The organism is Gracilibacillus halophilus YIM-C55.5 (assembly GCF_000359605.1).
Lineage (GTDB): Bacteria > Bacillota > Bacilli > Bacillales > Amphibacillaceae > Gracilibacillus > Gracilibacillus halophilus.
On the sequence record NZ_APML01000013.1, the window covers coordinates 1 to 21832 of the forward strand.

Consider the following 21832-nt stretch of genomic DNA (forward strand, 5'->3'; position numbering starts at 1 on the left):
CATATTACTGGGAAATCCGCATGTGACCAAGACTCGATTTCCCAGTAAAAAGCTAATACCTTTTATCTACTTAGTTCGTTCCCCATAATTCCATGATATCCTGAGTCATTTGAGTCATATCTTGATTCGCTTTTTCAATATTCATCGCATCTAATTCGTCGATCATCGCATCCCAACTGTCATCAAAATCAGCGGGATCACCTAATATCATTTGCGTAATTCGTTGTTCGGTTAAATCATCCGCCTTTTGCTGAATAATTTCAACGTCACTACCAGAAGGGATCGTGTAGTTTGCCACACTACCATGCTTAGAGGTTTCTAAGTCTTCTGTCTGCGGGAACCAATCAATCCAGTTTTCCATTCCATATTCTGATAACGCTTCTTTCTCTGCACTGTTAAAGTTATCGATTATATCCTGCTCGGTGTTTGGCGTGATCGATTGACCATTGGAATCAACCGCTCCATTACCCCATTGAGGAAATGGATACACATAATAACCAACACCCGTTTCTTTCGCATAATCAGCGTCTGTATTCATCCGTTCTCGATCCTCTTCATGCATCACACGTTTTCCATCGACTATGTCATAATTTTCACCTTCAATTCCCCAATTGGTGAGAATTTGCGCTTCTTCAGATGCCATCCAATCTAAAAATTCAAATGCCTCTTCTTTATGCTCACTTGTTGACGAAATCGCAATCCCCCAACCACCAGCAAAACCATAATCTTTCAATGCTTGGGATTGGTAGTCAGACCCTAACGTAACTGGAAGTGGTGCATAGGTCCGCCAATCCTTACCATCAGCGACTAATGCTTTATCCGCATCGCCAATGTTCCAATTTTGATCAGCAATCGCTAATACCCGACCAGAAGACAATTTTGAAATATACGTATCATGTGTATGGGTGAATGATTCTGGATCAAGTAATCCTTTGTCATGCATGCCGTTGAGCCATTTAAAATATGCTTTCATCTCTGGCAATAAAAATTTATACGTCGTTTCCCCAGTGTCATTATCTACGGCCCACTGACCATCATCAGCAAGACCTGCAGCAAACCCAGCTGGATTACCAACTGTTATTAACCAACGCCAATCACTACCTAATAATGACAGGGGAATCGTCTCTTGACCGTCAATTTCCGGATACATTTCATAATATTCAGTAATTGCTTGTTCAAAATCTTCTAATGTGCGGATTTCTGGATACCCTAATTCACGCAACACATCTAGCTGAACTTGAAACGTACCGCTCGTTTCCCAATGAGCATTTTCAACTCCATACGTTCCGACTGTATAAATGCTTGGGTCATCGATTGAATTCCGTAAACGGTCGATCTGATCTCCATACATCGCTTTTAGATGATCACCTTTTTCCTCAATCAAATCATCGAGTTTAATGACACCACCTGCTTCGATTAACTTTCCAATGTCTCCTTTAGCATAAATTAAATCAGGATAATCACCACTAGCGATCATTAGCGGGATCGCTTCTTCATCACCACCAACTGGATAATCCATTTCTAATTTAATACCTGTTTTTTCAGTGATTTTTTTGGCAACAGGATCATCAAATGCTTTCTCTTCCCCATCTGCATTAAAAAAAGTAAGCGTTAATGGTTCGTCGGACTCAGATCCCGTTTCTTCTTGAGAATTTTCACCTTCATCGGTTCCGGCTTCTTCATCATCACTACAAGCAACTAGAACAACAACAGCGACGAAAAAAAACAACACCCACAATGGATACAAAAATTTTCGTTTCATTATTTCCCTCCATTTTATAAATGATTGATGTAACAAACATCTTTAGCTTTTGACGGCACCAAGTGTTAAACCGGTTACAAAATACTTTTGCAAAAATGGATAAACTAATAGAATTGGTACAGTAGCGATAATCGTAATGGCCATTTTAATGGATTGTGGATTTGTCTGTCCGGCTATGACTTCTGCATTCTGTGATGTAATATCACCACTCGATATATTCGCATTATCTAATATTTTCATTAATTCGAATTGTAGAGTCGTCAATGCCTCGTTCCCTCGTGCATATAAATACGTGTCAAACCAACTATTCCACTGCGCAACAGCTAGAAATAACGCAATTGTTGCAACGACTGGCATGCATAAGGGAATAATAATCTTATAAAAAATGACAAAATCATTCGCACCATCCATTTTCGCCGATTCTTCAAGCGCAGTTGGCAAACTATCCATAAATGATCGAATAATGATCACATGAAAAGCAGAGATTAACATGGGCCAAATGTAAACCATAAAATCATTAATTAAACCGAGCTCTCGAATTAAAATATAGTCTGGAATCAAACCACCGCTTATAAACATCGTCAATACTAGTAAAAAGCCGAAAATGCCTTTAAAAACAAAATCTTTGCGACTCAACGTATACGCCAACATTGTACTGGCGATAATTCCGGTAATGGTTCCAACGACAGTGCGAAGAACAGACATCAGTGAAGCTTGCAGGAGCAAGTCATTACTTCCGAAAATCTCTTGGTAGTTTGCTAAGGTAAAATCGCGTGGCCATATATGAATACCGCCTTTTGCTGTATCCACTGCATTGTTAAGCGAAATGGCTAGTATATTGAGAAAAGGATAAAGGGTAATAACAATAATAAAGATCATAAACAATGTAAGCAGCATATCAAATGTCGTCCATTTTCTCCGACTCATAGCAATTCCTCCCTTCGCTGATGATTTTTATTAAAACACACGTCCTTCGCCAATTCGTTTTGCAAATCCGTTACAAATAAGGATTAAAATGACACTGATAACAGATTTAAAAATACCGATGGCTGTACCAAATGAATAGCGAAACATACCAATCCCGTATTCTAATGCATACATATCAATCACTAACGCTTTTTCAGCCACAATATTGTTTCCTAACAACATCTGCTTCTCAAATCCAATATTAATCAAATTTCCAATGTTTAAAATTAGTAAAACGATAATCACTGGGCGAATGCTCGGGAGTGTAATATGCCACATCTGCCGCCATCGACTTGCCCCGTCTACCTTAGCCGCTTCATACAACTGGGGATCGACACCTGCCATCGCAGCTAAATATATAATTGCATTCCAGCCTGTTTCCTTCCAAACGTCAGCAGCTGTCACAATGCCCCAAAATAAATTCGGCTCAGCCATAAAACTGATGGGACGATCAACGATACCGATACCCGTCAACAAATTATTAACGATTCCGTCTTGTGACAGCATCGTAATAACAATATTGGCAACAATCACCCATGACACAAAATGAGGCAAATACGAAATCGTTTGTGTCCATTTTTTCATTGTTATAAAGCGGAGTTCATTTAACAAGAGAGCAAAACCAATCGCTGATATCGTACCAAAGACCAATCCTAATATCCCCATACCAAGTGTATTCTCAAGTGCCCGGTAAAACATCGGTTCTTGAAATAAATCGCGAAAATGTGCAAAACCTACCCATTCTTGATTGAATAATCCAAATGCAGGTTTATAATCTTGAAATGCCATCACCCAACCTGCAATTGGCACATATTTAAAAATGAGTAGCCAAATAATGAAAGGGAAGGACATGAGTAATAGGCTTTTTGTGTTTTCATTCTTTGCCATACACTTTTTTCACCTGGTCGTTTTGATGTCGATGTATTCGGATCTAGTAGTTCTGATTGGGGTTGTGGATATACATGATTCTGCTTGCTCATTCAGCTCACCCCTTTTAAGAAAATCATGTCTTCATTGTCATTATATTGGTAAGCGCTTTCTTTATAAACCTAACAAATGAGCTATAAAATCATGTAAAAATGAGAGGTACTTTTTCGTTCGATCCATGTGATGGAGATCATTCGCCATAATGCAAAATAAAAAAAGACTAATGCCCATCAACATTAGCCTTCTCCATTTCTTATCGTTTCAATTGCTTGATACACTTTTTCCTTTTTGATGGCAAATTCCATTACTTGTTCACGTAATTGTACGGCAAATTCTTCTTGATTGAGGGAGACAAAATTCACCTTTTTCGTTTTAACGTCACCATTTTCCAAGCGAATCTCATACGTCATGGTGACATCTGCTTCTTCTGTTTTCGGTTCTTTCTTGAGATGACGATCCACCGTTAGTCCAGCGACGGATTGATACATGTTTCGAAAGGATTGTTCCTCTATTTTTTTATCATTAATAAAGAAGTCCTGTTTACCGTCTTGGTCGGTCGAACTTTGCTTATGATCTACTTCAATACGTATTTTTTCGCCGGAAGAAGTATCAATCGTTAATTGATTTAACACATCTAATGAAATAATGGAAACAAATTTATCGATCATATCAAAACTTGGACGACTATACGGATCAAGTAACGCTGTTTCCAAAGTATAGATTTGATCCTCGCCCTTTACTTTCGCATAATACTGTTGCTCTGGGGCAGGATCACCAATCACTACCGTTTGTTTCCTTTGATTTTCACTCATAAAAGTAATCGAAAAATTTGAATCCGTTAAGCCAACATCGCTTTCATCATCTACCGTTTTTGTTGCTTCCAGTTGCTCGATTCCGTTCAGAATTTCTTGCATCGGAGTAAAACCAACACTATAAACGCCTTCATACGGCTCATGCATATACCAGCCACTAATATGCGCAAGTGCTTCTGCATCTGAATAAGGAGATTCCTTCTGTAATTCAATGTGTTCGGTTCCATTATGAATCGTGATTTGTTGTAATTGGTTCGGTGCAATTGAGATCAACCGTTGATCAACAATATCGTTGGGATGTAAAGGAATTGTCTCAATGACAGTACGATCGACAAGATACACTTGTTGTCTTTCCATGTGTTCAATGTAATATTGCTCACGATTGGGGTGCATCTGACCGACGGAAATACGTTGTCCTTCCCCCGCTTGATTCGTAAATTTGACGGTTACATTTGGAAATTTCAGCGCTACAGATGATCGATCCACATCAATGGCTTCCCCTTTCATTTCGGTCATCGCAGTAATAAATCCTTGCACTCGTTCCCTATAAATGGATTGATCTACATGAGGCACTGTCCAATTATCGCCTTCTTTCGTAAGTGACACACGTTGATCTGCAAAAACATCAATCGCTTGAATCTCACCTGTTGCCTTTAGTACTTGTTCTTCTGCAGCTTCAACGGTTTCTTGATCATTCTTTAACACCGCCCAAATGAGTATGCTTATAAGCCCCACAAACATCATGATCAACAATAACCATTTTCGCCTAATTTTCATTCTTCATCCGCCCTCGTTTGAGTTTTTTCACTAGACACCGTTTCTTGTAAATGATGGAGTGGCATTTGCATATTAAACATCATAAAAAAGACACCGACACTCATAAAAAACCACATAGTAATTCCAGGTGCAAACACGTAGATCACAGCCAAAGCAATGACCGTTGTCACATTTAATATCGTCGTTTTCACATACTTGAACGTCGCATAAATAGAAACAATCAATAAATTTTTCACTTTCACTTCAAATCTACTTAAAATCGGAAAACCATACATCATAAGTAAACAGCCACATACGATGATTGCAATAAATACGGGGGTTAACCAAGGTATTCTTGTATTTACATAATAAATATCTACCAGCATAATGGCGATCATCGTAGAAAATAATAACCAAAATTTTGTCGCAATCGCAAAATTCAAACGATAATAATGCCAGAAATCTTTCGTTGGCTGTATCGATTGATGCCGTACTAATTTCCCCATACTAGCATACATGGCAGCAATGGCTGGACCAGCTGGTAATGCACCAACATAGAAAACTAAGATATTTTCAAGACGTAATTCAAACAGACTAAAGACGAATAAATAGAGAACATTCGCTAATAAAAAATAGATATTTGTTAAGAAAAAATAATAGACATATTGGATCAGCCGATAGAGTGGTCGCTCCGTTACCAATTGCTCCATTCGTAACCCTCCTTATCACAACGTAGACTTCGTTCATTCATTGCCGCCTTTTTTTGATATGCTTTTGGGCTTATTCCGACCGCTTTTTTAAATTTTCTATAAAAGTAATCAATATTGCGATAGCCTACCTTTTCTGCTACTTGATAAACCATGAGTTGATCTTGTTCTAGTAATTGTTTTGCTTTTTCGAGGCGCACATGATCTAAATAGTGATGAAAATAGTCACCTGTATGTTTTTTAAATTTCTTCCCTAAATAAGAGGGATTATAGTTAAATAAATCAGCTAATATTTTTACATTTAAATCTCGATCATAATACTGATCAACGAATGCCAGTATTTTTTCAATCGTATGGTCACCTTGACAGGCATAGCCATTCACTTGATCCATCAATGAAGTAAAATGGTCACTCATTACCGATAAGGCAGCCTGCAAACTCTCAACTTGACAGATTTGATCTGACCAATGATCGGTTTGAGTCGATGTGATATCATGATCTTCTGCTAAGTTTTGGTTTACTATTTTGATAAGATGAATAAGATCTGCTCGAATTCTCGTTGCATGAAATTGTTTTGCTTGTATATACGTTTCTAATTCTTGCAATGCTTCTTTTAAATGAGCAGGATCCCCAAATTCGATGGCACGTAAAACAATTTGAATCCACGTTTTTTCATGCCAATCATTGATTACTTCTTTATTAACGACGTCATGTTGCGTTAAAATGACTAGATCGCGATAAAGGAACGTCAATTGTTGTAATTGTTGAAGCTGTCGTACCGTCTTTGGTAACTCGTCTAACGATACAGGATGGTCGATCAGTTGTACTTGTGTATGGCGATCGACTGACGTATACCCATCACGCACAAGTTTCTCCAGTGTTTTTCGCACGTCTTTCCTATCATATTGAATAAATATCAAATAAATCACATGTCCTATCTCAACCATTTTCAGTTCTTTCTGCTTTTCGTGTTGTAATTGATCCCTTATTTTCTCAACATCTAACATATGTGAACCGATCATGCTTCCGATAAAAAATGTCTGATCATTGTATGGTAATAGCCATTCCTGTTTCCGTTGACGATCGTGGCCCGTTAAAACCGAGCGCCATTTTGTTGTTTCAGATATCCTTTCATATTGACGTAATTGCGAATGCATGTTGTTCTCTTTCGCACATTGTTTATGTAACGTTTCAAGTAACGGAATCAGTTCATCTTCATCAACTGGTTTGAGCAAATAAGAGGTGACGCCTAAGCGAATCGATTGTTGCGCATATGAAAAATGCGAATAACCTGATAACACGACAAATTTGCACGTAAATCCTTCTGCTTGCGCCTGTTTCACCATATCAATTCCATTTAAACCTGGCATCCGAATATCCACAAACACGACATCAGGCTGATAAGTACGTATTTTTTGTATGCCATCTTTTCCATCTACGGCTGTACCACAAATTTGGCACCCGTAATGTTCCCAATCAATCACTGCACATAAGCCGTCACGAATGATTTTCTCATCATCGACTAATAGTACATTCAGCATGACTTCCCCCTCCTATCTACGGATGCTGGTAAATACAAACGCATCACAGTTCCTACACCTTGTATGCTATCTACCTTTAAACCAAATCGATTGCCATATGTTAGTTGTATGCGTTGATGCACATTATGTAGCCCAATTCGCTGATCATTCGATTGATGATAGTCCTTATGTAGTTGATTTTTTACCTGTGCAAGTTGACTGCGTGATAACCCGATGCCATTATCAATCACTGCAATGACGAGATGATCACTCTCTTCTACTACTTTTATTTTGATAAACCCTTCTCCTTCTTTCTCTTCTAATCCATGAATAATCGCATTTTCGACAATTGGTTGAATCAATAATGGATAGAGTGCATAATTTTGATACGCATCATCCACCTCAATGGAATAGTGAAATGTATCACCAAACCGGAGTTTCTGTATCTCTAAATAGTTTTGAATAAGCGCAATTTCTTGTTGTAGTGGTATCGGTCGATCGGTTCTTTCAAGTGCTGAGCGCATCATTTTACTTAGTCGTTTCACGATATCAGCCACTTCACGATCTTGTTGTAATATCGCCTTCATCCGAATCATTTCTAACGTATTATATAGAAAATGTGGATTGATTTGGCTAGCCAGCATTTTAAAATCCATCTCTTTTTGTTTTCGCTTCCATTTTTCTTCTTTAATTTGATGAATATAAACTTCTTCAATCATCTTCTGCAAACTTTCTGAGGTTGTCAGGAGATCTTGATACACTTGACTAATCTCATCTCTTCCTTTCATATTCTTTTTCATATGAAAGTCCCCTTGTGCCACTTGAACCATTGATTGACGTAATTGTTCAATACGGTGGTGAAAACTTTTTATAAAAAACACAAAGAATACTAATGAAAGTGATAGTGCTCCTGTTATAACAAAAAATCCACGCGAAAAAATTTGATTCGAATCACGCATCACATCTTCTATAGGAATTATCGTTGCGATTTGAATGTCATTATCAAGTGATTGTTCTGGTTGAAAAGAATGAACACGTACTTTTACATCTTTCCCGTTCAGTTGGTGATCCGTTATGTATTGATCATATCCCTCTGTTTCTCTCGTTAAAAATTGCGGCGTTTCGCCCATTCTTGTTTCTTCTTGCGAATGGACAATGGTTCTATCATCTAATGTGATAAACGAACGATATGGTTCGCCTTCTGTTACTGCTCGTAACTTTTCTGGTGAAACGTAAATCGCTAGTACTCCCATTAACTGCTTCGATTGTCCGTAAACCGCTCTCGTCAATGCTAAATAGTGTTCATTCGTCCAATAGTCTTGCATATAGACCCATGATATTTTTCCTTTTTTCGCCATTGCTTCTTGATACCAATTCTTGTTGCGAACGGCTCGATCTGCGTGAATAAAATGGGAATCTGTTATCATTTCTTTCGTCATAAAAAAACGAATATTCGCAATTTCGTCGTAATAATTTAGATAATCGCTAAATACGGGATACTGATGATAGGCGTTGTAGACTTCAAGTGCTGTGTCATAATCTCGAGCCAAAAGCTCTTTTAAATCTCGGTTAAGATAAATTTGATCAGAAATATTCGTCATGCGGTTACAGATGGATTGCATACGCATTTCCAACTTATCTACATTTGATTCGGCTTCACTTAACGTATGATTTAATACAACGTCCCGCATACCATAATTTACATAGGCGCCAACGAACAGGACAGGGATGGCTGTGACGATCAAGTATATACCTAATAATTTATGTTTGACCTTTAACTGGTGAAACCCATCAACGATCCACCGTATCACAGTCCCCCTCCTCACTGTTCAAACTTCACTTTTTTATCATTGGAACTCATTCATGACAAGTGATAGTTGATTGTGGTTGTAGCTTCTTTTGTTAGGTGAATGTTGTCGGTGTCGATGGTATTACTAGAATGATCGATAGGTTTCGCTTGAGGAAACAATGGTAAATCACTATGCAATGTCCGATTGTGTTCGCTAGACAAAGTGATCATCAATTGACGACGCTCCAAATTCCAACTCATATAGTCAACCGTGATCTGATCCGCTAATTGCATACCTCTAATTTCGCCGTGTGGAATTGAATCTGGTAATGCACCTAGTAACACCAGTCTCTGATCTTTGTAGTCTACTAACATTTCATGAATCACTTGCGGAAATGCTCCGTTACCATCGACATTAAATATTTCTTGTTGTTCATAATGAGACATCATTAGCGAAGAAAAAAAACATTTTCCGTCAACCAATTGTTTGAAAATCTCATCGATTAATGCCGGCATATGAAACTGAGTCGCACATAATGCTGCGTGCATACGGCCGTGTGTCGAAGTATTGTCACTATCTTCGTTTCGCAACCAAGCTTCCAGTCGTTTATCGAAAGCCTTTCGAGCTGCTTGCCATAATGCTACGTCTGTTTGAGGATTCCATTCTCTGCTTTGAAAAATCGGATATAGATGTGAGAAGTGTCGGTGATTATCATTTTCTTCCTTGTCTGGTGTGAGCCATTCCTTTAATACACCCTCTTGATTTACTTGATAACGAGGCATTTTATTTATCATTTTGCGCCATTTTTCTATCGCTTTTGTTTCTATACCTAATATTTGATGTGCTTCAATCAAGTTCATCAATACTTCCTTGGCTACCGCTATATCTTGGGTCGCATTGTCTCCACAACCATTTTCAGCTGAATAAGATGGCGTAAAACGGTAGACACCATCCGTATCTTCAATTAAAAAATCTTCATAGAATAGCACGATTTCTTTGAGTAACGGAATGACTTCTTCTCGTAAAAACAACTGATCTTTTGTATAGCGATAATATTGATAAAACCAATGCGCCAACCAACCAGCACCACAAGTCCAAAAATGCAATGGCCAATCAGGATTCCAATGGACATGGCGACCGTCATTACTCGAATGAGCCGTCGATAAGATCCCTCTACATCCATAATATTTGCGTGCATTTTCTCTAAAGCCTGGCAACAACTCTTTCACTAACCGAAAAAAGCCGTGTAATCCTTCAGCCATGCGACCAGATAAGGCGGATGCAATCGAAAGTTGAACATTGGTATCAAAGGTAAAATCACCACTCCATGCCGGATGGAATGTACCCGTCCAAATTCCTTGTAAATTCGGCGTTAACTCGCCAGCACTGCATATATACATATATCGACCCGCGTCATACATTTTTTCAATCAAAACAGATGGAAGCGAATCTTGTTTTTGCGCTTGCTCAACAATTTTCCAAATATCTTGGGCACGGTCATCGGAATCCGCTAAATCCAGACGTACACGGTCAAACATTTCTTGATGAATGCTTTGATGTCGCTCAAAAAGTTGTTTGTAATTTTGTTTTTCCATACCGAGTTGTTTGAGCAGTGGGCGTTTATCTGATGAAGAATATGGTTGGATCTTAATAGCGATTAAAATGGGTGTCTGAGAGGAAGCTATATAACCTTTTTTGTCAGTCAATGGCGTCAATTCTTCACTGTTTATTTGCATCAAAACATCATATCCACCTTCACTATGAAGATAAGAAGTGTTGATATGTAGATGATCACCACCTACCGAAAAATGCTGCTTCATTTGATGTTGTTGTTCATCTTGCATTTGAAGTCGATAAGAACCTGGGGATAATTGATGGATCATCAGATGATCAGATCGAGACACGAATGTTCGTCGCTTGTAATCTATGCCATTGAATCGATAAGAAACTATTAATTCACCTGTTTGATAGTTTATCGATCGAAAATAATCTGTATAATCGTAGTGATCTGTCTGAATCGATAAGGAATATGCTGGATGAAATGGATCACTCATGGTGAGTCCTTGGTAACCTTGCGCTCGAGCTCTTTGATAATAAAATGCTAATGCTTTATCATAGCCATCCGTTTGGATTAATTGCCTTGTTTCAGATAAATACGGTGCCATATGAGGAGGGTCAAATTGATTGCCTTGAGGTAAGTAACATCGACAATGATTTCCGATGAGCGTATCATGGACTGGGTGACCATACACAATGACACCTTGGCTGCCGTTGCCACTCACCAATCCATCTTCCCATCGATCGGCTAATTTTTCGGTCCAAACACCTCTGTCTGGCTTTTCGTGCATTATCATTCTCCTCTATTGTGAAATTTCAGCGAACCCATGCGTTTTTCTAGCGATGGGCACACCTTATTAGCTAACGCTTTCATTATTGCGTTTTGAACGTTAAAATTTAAGCTGAAATCATGAAGTAATGACAATATTTTCATTTCCACTATTAACTGTATTATAATTGAATTCGGTGCTAAACGCAACTGACGTAATCGAGTAAGAGGTGAGGTTTTATCCCCATCCTCTTACAACACCGTACATATAGTTCCGAATACGGTGCTATATTCAAATGATTTTAGCCTGAATTTCTTTGATTTGCATACAACATCTTATGATAATAAACAGAATCTTGAATTAGGTCTCTATGCTGCCCTATTTCTTTTACTTGTCCATCTTCCAATACAATAATTTTGTCAGCAGTTAAAATTGTTGATAATCGGTGAGCAATAATAAATGTAGTATAATCATTTCCTAAGTTACTAATGACATCGGTTATGCTTTTTTCAGATTCGGAATCAAGATTTGCGGTAGATTCATCAAGAAGTAAAAACGGAGTTTCACGAATAAACGCTCGTGCAATTGCAATTCGTTGTTTTTGACCACCAGATAAATTCGCTCCTTTTTCCCCAACCTCTGTATCATAACCTTCAGATAAGCGAATGATAAATTCATGTGCATTGGCAAGTTTAGCCGCTTTTTGGATTTTTTCATCGCTTACATCCCCATTCACTCCATACATAATATTTTCTTTCACTGTACCAGAAAATAATGATGACTCTTGGGGTACATAGCTAAACAGTTCCCTCCATTTAAACACATCTATGTCCTTATATGAAACATGATTAATTCTTATATCACCTTCATCTGGTTGATAGAATCGTTCAATCAAAGAAAAAATCGTACTTTTTCCTGCACCACTAGGACCGACTAAGGCTACTGTTTCCCCAGGTTGCAAATCAAATGATACGTTTTTCAAGATCGATTCACCTTTTTGATAACCAAAGGAAACTTGATCAAGTTCTAACGATAAGGGCCCGCTTATTCTTTTACTATTAGAAGTTCGATCTTCCTCCTTAATTTCATCTAAAATTTTCAAAATACGATGTGTGGCTCCATTGGCTTCTTGATAACCTGTAACAAAACTGTTCAACTGTATAAATGGCTCAATAATTTGAAATAGATATAATATAAAGGCAACTAGTTCTCCTGTTGAAATGTATCCTTGTCCCACTCTCCAAGCACCAAAACCAACGACCCCTATCAATACAGTCGTTGTAATCATCCCTAGTAACGGTGTGAGAATCGCATTAATTTTCGCACCCTTTAATCCATAATTATATAATTCTTGAAAGTTTTCTTCACCTTTTTCTATTTCTTTATTCTGCGCATTAAATGCTTTGATTAATTTTACTTCATACAATTTTTGTGATAAAAAACTTGTTAACTTAGACATAACCAATTGTTCATGATTGGAGATATCAAATATTTTCTTTCCAATTGGTATAACGATAAATATCGTAACTGGAACTGCTATAAGCAACATTAAAGTCATCGGTACATCTAACAAAAATAATATAATTAAAGATAATGAAAATGATAAAAATGACGCAATTAAATCAGGGAACTCTTTTGAAATAATATTAACAATAACTGTTGTATCATTTGTTATTCGACTGACTAATCCACCTGGTTTATAGGATTGGTAAAAAGACACGGATACGTTTAATAACCTTTCAAAAATTGTACTTCTTACTTTCTTTACTATAAATTCACCGGTTAATGAAAGTAAGTAAATAGACAAAGAAGAAAAAATAATCTCTAAAACAAGAAATAAAATTAAAAATAAGATTAGAGTTGATGAAATACCACCTGATAAATCATTCATTACATTCATGATGATCAACGGAATCGTAATCGAAAATAAAACAGATATAATCGAAAAAATGATCCCACCGAAAAACGGCATACGAGAAGGTTGAGCGATATCCCATATCCTTTTTAAGAAAAATGTATTTTTTTTCATCTATGTTCATCTCCTAAACTATGAATTAGCAGAAAATTACTTCATCTAATCATAGTGTACCATTTACTCTCAAAAAACGGTATAATTTACCTCGTGTTGAGCGGACGATATTTAGGTTTGTATAATGAACAAATCCCCAGACAAAATCTGGGGACCCAATCATCGAATACACACTTTTTAATTATTTTTCACTTCCACTGATCGTGATCGATTGATCTGAAAAATTATCAACCGATTTCCCCTTCTTATAAAAAGGTTTTACATGTTGTAGAATCCCGTCCCTCGTATAAAAACGTGCCTTTTTATCTAACGGTAAACGGACAGATTCTCCCGTATTGGCAGATTGATAAATGGCTGTAATCAATTCAAGCGTCTGTCTTCCCTGTTCGCCATCTACTAGAACTTTGCCTTGTGATTCAATCGCGTGTAAGACATCATTAATTTGACCAGCATGTCCTTCTACTTGTAAAGGTGGATATTGTTCATATATTTGATTCAATTGTTCCATTCGTTTTTGATCAGGCTCAGGAAATCCATTTTCTTTTGCGTTTGAAGCGACGACTTTCCATGGTACAGATATACGTGCCTTTTCCCCTTGAAAAATCATTTGCTGTTCTTCTCCGTGATGCACGACCGAACTAGTTAGCTGAGCGAGTGCACCATCTTGATACGTGGCAATGGCAATCGAAATATCTTCTACCTCTGCATTGTCGTGGGACACATTACTAGTTACGGCAGTAATGGCATCAGGAAAACCATTCATCCATTGGAATAAATCGATATGATGAACAGCGTGATTCAGCGTACATCCGCCACCTTCTTTTTCCCACGTGCCACGCCACCATAAATCATAATAACTGTAACCACGCCACCAATACGAATCGACTTGGGTGTGAACAATTTTACCGATGACGTCTTGATCCAGAATGTGTTTCAAGCGCATCATTGGTGTCGTAAAACGATTTTGTGCAACCACAGATAACAGCCGATGGTTGCGGTCGGCAGCTTCTAACATCGCATCACATTCCTCTAATGATGCAGCCATTGGCTTTTCCACTAAAACATGTTTGCCTTCATCTAAACTTGCAATCGTGATATTTGCATGAGTATAAGGTGGGGTGCAAACAGAAATTAAATCGATCTGTTCTTCTTTTACGACATCTTGATAATTATGATACACACGCGCATCTAACTGAAACTCTTGCTTCATCTTTTCCGCTTTTTCAGGATAGATATCACATAGTGCAACAATCTTGCACCGATGAGGAAATTGTAAGTAGCCTTTGACATGTGCTGGACAAATCGCTCCGGTACCAATAATCGCAACCTTGATCATCTCATCGCTCCTTTTTAAGGGCTTAAAAATTACAGTCACAAATACCAATGGTGGCTCATTCATCTCGTTTGTAATGAAAACAGTAAAATATTCATTTTTTCATGCCTTTGATATGCTTATGCAATGCCTTTCACTTTGATGATCATTGTTTCAATAGAAATCCCCATTCCATTTTTACATATACGAAAAATAGCTAAAAACAAAAACAGTGAGAATCGTTTTTGATTCTCACATGTCTTTCTTTTAAGAATGATAGGTTATTTAACAGCACCTTCGGATACACCTGCAATAATTTGTTTTTGTGCAATAAAGTAGCCGATGATTACTGGAATAATCGAAATCGATAGTCCTGCCAATGCTAAATGCCATTGAGTCGTATATTCCCCAAAGAATAAGAATAATCGTAAGGGAATGGTTTCTGTATCGCTTCCACCAATCACAAGTGACGGTAATAAATAATCATTCCAAATCCAGATCACATTTAAAATAGCTACTGTAACTGAAATTGGCTTCAATTGAGGGAAGATAACATACCAAAATGTTTGGAACGGGTTGCATCCATCTATGGTTGCAGCTTCATCCAACGCCTTCGGTACACTCTTCATCGCACCGTGATATAAGAAGATGGCTAAACTTGAACCAAATCCTAAATACATAAATACGAGCCCTACAGGATTTAACATATTCACTGCGCCAAAGATAGATACAAGTGGGATCATCACCGACTGAAACGGAATCAACATAGCTGCTACGAAAAACAGAAAGATAAAGTTACTCAATTTTCCGTCATTTCGATTTAAAGCATAGGCTGCCATGGATGAAAAAATAATAATAATAAATATGCTTGATGCAGTAATCAGTAACGAATTCATAAAGGTTTGTAAAAATTCCAATTCTTGAAACGCTTGTACAAAATTACTAAATGAATATTCTTTCGGCAGACCTAATGTATCTGTGAAAATATTGCGTTTTGTTTTCAATGCATTGGTCACCATTAAATAAAAAGGGATTAGCCAAATAATGGCTAGCGCGATTCCAATCGCACCGATCAGAAACTTTTTTCTTTTATTCACCATTATAAATCAACCTCTTTCTTCTTATTATAGTAGACTTGCGTTAATGAAAACACTGCTACAATAATGAAGAAAACAACTGCTTTTGCCTGCGCATATGCCATTTCATTATCAGTAAATGCAGTTCTAACAATATCCATCGCTACCATTTGAGTAGAGTTAAATGGTCCACCATCCGTTAATGCTAAGTTTTGGTCATATAGTTTAAAGCTATTTGATAATGTTAAAAATAAACTAACAGTAAAAGCCGGTGCAACAAGTGGAAACTTTACTTTCATAAATTTCTGAAAAGCACTAGCTCCATCTATATCAGCTGCTTCCAACAGTTCATTTGGAATTCCTTGAAGATAAGCAATATAAATAATCATGACATACCCAGACAACTGCCACGTCATTAATATGACAAGCCCCCAAAAACCAGTCTCCGTTGTCGATAGCCATCCTTGTAAGAATTGTAATCCTAATATATCACCAATACTAGCGAACACCTTAACGAACACAAACTGCCAAATAAAACCGAGAATTAATCCCCCGATTAAATTCGGCATAAAAAAGACCGTTCGCAAAAAGTTACTCGATTTCAACTTAGATGTAACAATTAGCGCTAAACTCAATCCAAAAAAATTGATTAATAGAATCGAAGCAATGGAAAATAGTGTAGTAAATTTTAAGGCATTAAGAAATTCACTATCTTGAAATAATTCGATATAATGACTCAAACCGACAAAACCTTCAGCAGTAATTCCATCCCAATTCGTAAAAGAATAGAATGTACCATATAGTAATGGAATAATAACAACAAATGACAACGCAAGTAATACAGGTGCTAAAAATAACCAATAGGATAAACCTTTATTTCGCATACCTTCACTCCCTAACCTAGTTCAATCTTCGAACGTTGATGGTTACAACATGGTAACGGGAAAAGCAGCAAGATGTTACGATAAACACCCCAGCTTTTCCCATTAGTGATTGATATTTTTTACTCTCGGCTACTTTCCCATTCGGCAATACTTTGCTCCACAATCTCATCCCAAGTTGCTTCTTCTGCAAGATATTTTTGAATGTTCGCTCCTAAAATATCTTGTGCCCAAGAAACAGGATATCCGTTAAATGTCCACCCGCTAGTTTTGCCCTCTGTTGCATAACCGTAGATCTCTTTTGATAGCGGATCGGCAATTTTTGATTCGTCGTACCCTTCATATGCAGGAATAAATTTAAATTGTTCTAGCACAAATTGTTTCCCTGTATCAGATGTGTACATCCAATCTAGAAAATCTTTTGCCGCTTGCACAACTTTTTCATCTTTATTTTTATTCACTGCCCAATAATTTGGCACACCAACCGGCATATTCATTTCCCCATTTAGCGGAATCGGAATAATACCGATATTATTTTCAGCTAATTCTGGATCCATTGATTCAATTGTACTGTATACCAGTTCCCTTGTTGAATCATCGCCACTTGACCAGTCGAGAATAATTCTTCGACTTGTTGTGAATAATTCAGACTGATTGTCGGTTGCACAGAATACTTATTCTGAAAATCAACGAACGATTTCATCTGCTCACTATTCGTAAACTGAACTGTGCTAGCATTGTAGGCTTCCATGACATTACCGTTAAATTCTGGTGCAAGAAATACGTTAGCTAAATGCTGACCGGTTACCCATGTTTCTTTCGCAGGAAAAGCTAACGCAGCTTGAATTCCCAACTCGTCTTTTTGACTATCGATGGTTTCTGCCGCAGCTTGTAAATCTTCAAAACTTTGAATCGAACTAGGATCAACGCCAGCATCTTCAAACATTTGCTTATTATAAATCATACCATATCCCTCTTGATTATACGGCAACCCTAGTACTTCTTCGTTTTGCGATACTCCGGCCAATGTTCCATCTAGAGCCGCTTCAGCTGCTTTTGTATCACTGACATCTGCCAATAAATCCTCATATTGCTCCACATCAGGCGGGCCTGCAATATTAAAAATGGCTGGTGTTTCACCTGAAGAGATTTTTGATTTCAAAACGGACGCATAATCACTGCCACCACCGACCGTTTCAATGTTTATGGATACATTTTCATGTTCTTCTTCATATTTCGCTGCTAACTCTTCAAATTGTTCTTTGAATTCTACTTTAAATTGAAATACATCGATTGCAACTTCATCTTGAGAACTTTCATTACCATCATCACCATTTTGTGAACCGCTTTCATTTGATGAACAAGCAACTAAGCTCACACTAAATACGAGAACTAATGAAAAAACAATTCCAATACCTTTTCGTTTCATATTCAATTAACCTCCCCTTTTTTAGAAAACGTTCACTGAATATTTTTTAATTGTCATCTTTTTGCGCAAACGTTTTCGTTAAATACACATTAACACTTTCGTTATAGGCTGTCAACCATGATGTAAAAAATCTATTATTAAACTTTATACATATTGTTAACATTATGTATATAATCACTTGCATTTTTATTTTACTTTATTATAATTATAGACAAACGTTTGCATAAATATTTTTTGTAAGCGTTTAATATTAGAGAGGAGGGTAGTGTTTCGTAATCAATCAACAATAAAAGGGAGGAATTTCATGAAAAAAATCATTAATCGCATTGTGATCGGATTACTTATTATTGGCTTTGTTTCAAATTCTTTTTATCACATGTCTACATCTGCAGATATTAGCTCAGATTATGAACCTTATGTCATGGCACCACTCACAAAAATTACAGACTGGTCTTCATTTACGAATCAATTAGAAACTTTGAAAGAAAATGGTGTTCATGCAATTACTACGGACGTATGGTGGGGCGATGTTGAATCTGAAGCAAATAACCAATTTGATTGGTCTTATTATAAACAATACGCTGAAGTTGTTAAAGACGCTGGACTGAAATGGGTCCCTATTTTATCGACACACCAGTGCGGAGGTAATGTAGGTGATGACTGTAATATTCCACTGCCCGATTGGATATGGAACTTAGATTCACATGATACATTAACTCAGAAATCTGAAACTGGATACATCAACAAAGAGACCTTATCTCCATGGGCAAACCAAATTATCGAAACACAATATCAAGAACTTTACCAATCATTTGCTCAGCATTTTTCCCAATATAAAGAAACAATCGACAAAATTTATATTAGTACTGGCCCAGCTGGTGAACTTCGCTACTCTTCATATGCTTCATCAGATAATTGGAATTATCCCGAACGTGGCAAATTCCAAGCATACAGTGACATAGCGAAACAAGATTTTAGGGAATCCATGAAGCAAAAATACGACAATTTATCTCAGTTGAACACTGCTTGGGAAACCAATCTAACTTCTTGGAATCAAGTTTCTCCACCAACAGACGGGAATCAATTTTTCACAAGTGGAGCAGCTTATCAATCGACCTATGGTGATGACTTTCTTACCTGGTATCAACACGTATTAACCAATCATCTCTCTCTTGTAGCGGATATAGCTCATAGCAATTTTGACGACGTTTTTCATGTACCAATTGGCGCTAAAATTGCTGGAATCCACTGGAAGATGAATGACCCTCAAATGCCTCATGCTGCGGAATATTCAGCAGGATACTATAACTATAGTCAAATTCTAGATCAATTCAAAGCCAGTGATTTACAACTAACTTTTACTGCTTTAGAAATGGATAACAGTAACGCCGAGACAAGCCCATATTATTCAGAACCCAAAACTCTTGTTACACAAATTGCATCATTAGCTGCAGATAAAAAAATCACGATTAATGGCGAAAACGCTTTGGCGATTTCCAGTAACGATGCAAACTATAGCATATCTCGTTACCAGAATATTGCCCAACATTTATTTAACGAGGATTTCAAAGGATTCACATTGTTGCGATTACAAAATATCGTTCATGAAAATGGTTCACCAACAAACGAGATGAATAGGTTTATTAACATATTGGGTGTCACACCCATTCAAGTTAATTTTATTGTAAAAAACGCTCCTACTTCTTACGGTGACACCGTTCACCTAACCGGAAACCGTTGGGAAATGGGGAAATGGAATAGCCCAAATGGACAAAATATAAAATTGTCTTGGGATTCCTCAAATCAAGATTGGCGTGGTTCTGCTTACATTGCTGCGGATCGATATTATGAAATGAAAGCAATCATTGTAGGAGCTAACGGAGAAATAAAACAGTGGGAGCCTGGAGCTAATCATACATGGGCGAGTCCTCACCACTCAACCAACTATACAATTGAATGGTAAATTAACAAATAGAAAGGGCCATCCCAACATGAAGTCATTTCGATTGACTTCTTTTGGGTATAGCCCTTTTCTTACTTCCGAAATTCCATTAATGACTGGTTTAACCCTTTTGTCTCAGAATAAACATGTTGATACAACGGAAAAAGTTTTTGATACTGTGTTACATGATTTGGTATCGGCTGATAGGTTTCTGCTGCTTCTAAGATCTTATCTGCTGCTTGTTTTAGCGAGTCATACCAACCCACACCGTAACCCGCAAGCATGGCCGCTCCCATACCAGGTCCTTGTTCAGTTTTTAATTTCACGACATTTGCATTAAAGATATCTGCCTGCATTTGCAACCAATCAGGATTTTTGGCACCGCCTCCGATGGAATAAATCGTATCTATTTGTTTTCCGTTTTCCCGGAATATCGCAATTGATTCATGTAATGAAAAGGTAATTCCTTCTAAGACGGCACGCGCAAAATCTTTCATCGTATGTGAATGATCCATACCTATAAAACTACCTCGAATGTCTGCATCAGCATGCGGTGTTCTTTCACCAACTATATATGGTGTAAATAATAAGCCATTTGCTCCGACTGGAACGTCACCGATTCCATCAAGTAATTGATCAAAATCTTCATCTTGTGCAAATGTATTTTTGAACCAAGATAAACTGTAACCAGCAGATAAAGTAACCCCCATCGCATAGTAAGCATTTGGCTCACCATGATTGAAGTAATGCACTTTCCCCTGATAATCTTTATCACCCGTCGGTTCATAAGAAAGCACAACTCCCGAAGTACCAAAACTCGCAAACGTTTTTCCCTCTGATAAAATACCAGATCCGATCGCACCACAGGCATTATCCGCACCACCTGCAAAAACATCTGTATGTTCTGACAAGCCTGTTCTCTCAGCGACATCTTTTGTTAATGTCCCTACGTGATCATGCGAATTTACAAGGGGTGGGCAGAAAGATAAGTCCCATCCAAACGTATCACAAATCTCTTTGCTCCATTTTTTCGCATGAATATCAAGCATACTTGTTCCCGCTGCATCCGAATATTCCATATGCAATTCATTCGTTAATCGAAATCGAAGATAATCCTTTGGTAGTACAAACGTTTTTGCCTTTCGAAATAGTTCTGGTTCATTTTCTTGAACCCAAATCATTTTAGGTAATGTGAACCCTTCAAGAACAGGATTTTTCGTGATCTGGATCATCTTTTCCTGTCCAACCATTTCATTAATCTTCTGACATTGTTCCGTTGTCCGTGTATCATTCCATAGGATCGCATTTCGTAATACGTGATTATTTTCATCAAGGAGTACGAGCCCATGCATCTGTCCCGAAAAACTCATCCCTTCTATGTCTGATGGGTTCCCTGAAAATTTATCGACTAATTCCTTCAATCCCGCGATCGTTTGCTCTACCCAATCTTCAGGATTTTGCTCAGAATAACCGGTCTTCTCTTGATACAGTGGATACTCCTTCGAAACTTCTTCCACCACTTCCCCTGATGGATTGACTAACAACAGCTTTACCGCACTCGTGCCAAGGTCAACGCCAATTACATAACTCATCATT

Annotated in this window: 14 protein-coding genes and 1 pseudogene; 1 reads left to right on the forward strand and 14 read right to left on the reverse strand. The window is 37.6% G+C overall.

Annotation, left to right across the window (positions count from 1 at the left end):
* Positions 1 to 70: 70 nt before the first annotated feature.
* From J416_RS02975 to J416_RS03035, 13 genes and pseudogenes are all read right to left on the reverse strand, one after another.
* Positions 71 to 1762 (reverse strand): ABC transporter substrate-binding protein, encoded by a 1692-nt coding sequence (locus J416_RS02975; RefSeq protein ID WP_003464479.1) that lies wholly within the window; start codon positions 1760 to 1762, stop codon positions 71 to 73.
* 42 nt (positions 1763 to 1804) lie between these two features.
* Positions 1805 to 2689, reverse strand: coding sequence for a carbohydrate ABC transporter permease (locus J416_RS02980; protein ID WP_003464480.1), 885 nt, complete (start codon positions 2687 to 2689; stop codon positions 1805 to 1807).
* 30 nt (positions 2690 to 2719) lie between these two features.
* Positions 2720 to 3616 (reverse strand): ABC transporter permease, encoded by an 897-nt coding sequence (locus J416_RS02985; protein ID WP_003464484.1) that lies wholly within the window; start codon positions 3614 to 3616, stop codon positions 2720 to 2722.
* A 275-nt stretch (positions 3617 to 3891) separates the two neighbouring features.
* Entirely contained in the window at positions 3892 to 5244 is a 1353-nt protein-coding gene (locus tag J416_RS02990) for a DUF4340 domain-containing protein (protein ID WP_003464486.1), read from the reverse strand.
* Positions 5241 to 5933 carry a YesL family protein gene (locus tag J416_RS02995; RefSeq protein WP_003464489.1) on the reverse strand — a complete coding sequence of 231 codons (693 nt, stop codon included), beginning with the start codon at positions 5931 to 5933 and terminating at the stop codon, positions 5241 to 5243. The genes J416_RS02990 and J416_RS02995 overlap by 4 nt, the downstream gene beginning before the upstream one ends.
* Positions 5918 to 7471, reverse strand: a complete 1554-nt coding sequence (locus J416_RS03000) for a response regulator (protein WP_003464491.1) — start codon at positions 7469 to 7471, stop codon at positions 5918 to 5920. The genes J416_RS02995 and J416_RS03000 overlap by 16 nt, the downstream gene beginning before the upstream one ends.
* Positions 7465 to 9261 (reverse strand): cache domain-containing sensor histidine kinase, encoded by a 1797-nt coding sequence (locus tag J416_RS03005; RefSeq protein ID WP_003464493.1) that lies wholly within the window; start codon positions 9259 to 9261, stop codon positions 7465 to 7467. The genes J416_RS03000 and J416_RS03005 overlap by 7 nt, the downstream gene beginning before the upstream one ends.
* A gap of 50 nt (positions 9262 to 9311) precedes the next feature.
* A complete protein-coding gene (locus J416_RS03010) occupies positions 9312 to 11588 on the reverse strand; it encodes a glycosyl hydrolase family 95 catalytic domain-containing protein (protein WP_003464495.1) in 2277 nt (758 codons plus the stop codon).
* Positions 11589 to 11868: 280 nt separating this feature from the next.
* A complete protein-coding gene (locus tag J416_RS03015) occupies positions 11869 to 13596 on the reverse strand; it encodes an ABC transporter ATP-binding protein (RefSeq protein ID WP_003464497.1) in 1728 nt (575 codons plus the stop codon).
* A gap of 181 nt (positions 13597 to 13777) precedes the next feature.
* Positions 13778 to 14932: a Gfo/Idh/MocA family protein gene (locus J416_RS03020; RefSeq protein WP_003464499.1), complete on the reverse strand. Its 1155-nt coding sequence runs from the start codon at positions 14930 to 14932 to the stop codon at positions 13778 to 13780.
* Positions 14933 to 15189: 257 nt separating this feature from the next.
* On the reverse strand, positions 15190 to 16008 hold the full coding sequence (locus J416_RS03025) for a carbohydrate ABC transporter permease (RefSeq protein ID WP_003464501.1): 819 nt from the start codon (positions 16006 to 16008) through the stop codon (positions 15190 to 15192).
* Entirely contained in the window at positions 16008 to 16868 is an 861-nt protein-coding gene (locus tag J416_RS03030; protein WP_003464503.1) for a carbohydrate ABC transporter permease, read from the reverse strand. Before J416_RS03030 ends, J416_RS03025 begins: the two co-directional genes overlap by 1 nt.
* Positions 16869 to 16987: 119 nt before the next feature.
* A pseudogene (locus J416_RS03035) lies at positions 16988 to 18294 on the reverse strand (ABC transporter substrate-binding protein).
* Between the two features lie 304 nt (positions 18295 to 18598).
* On the opposite strand from J416_RS03035, the gene J416_RS03040 reads away from it, so the two are divergent.
* Complete coding sequence (locus tag J416_RS03040) at positions 18599 to 20257, forward strand: family 14 glycosylhydrolase (RefSeq protein ID WP_003464505.1); 1659 nt, start codon at positions 18599 to 18601, stop codon at positions 20255 to 20257.
* Positions 20258 to 20328: 71 nt separating this feature from the next.
* Here the strand turns inward: J416_RS03040 and xylB are convergent, their stop codons facing one another.
* On the reverse strand, positions 20329 to 21828 hold the full coding sequence (gene xylB, locus J416_RS03045) for a xylulokinase (protein WP_003464508.1): 1500 nt from the start codon (positions 21826 to 21828) through the stop codon (positions 20329 to 20331).
* Positions 21829 to 21832: the final 4 nt, after the last annotated feature.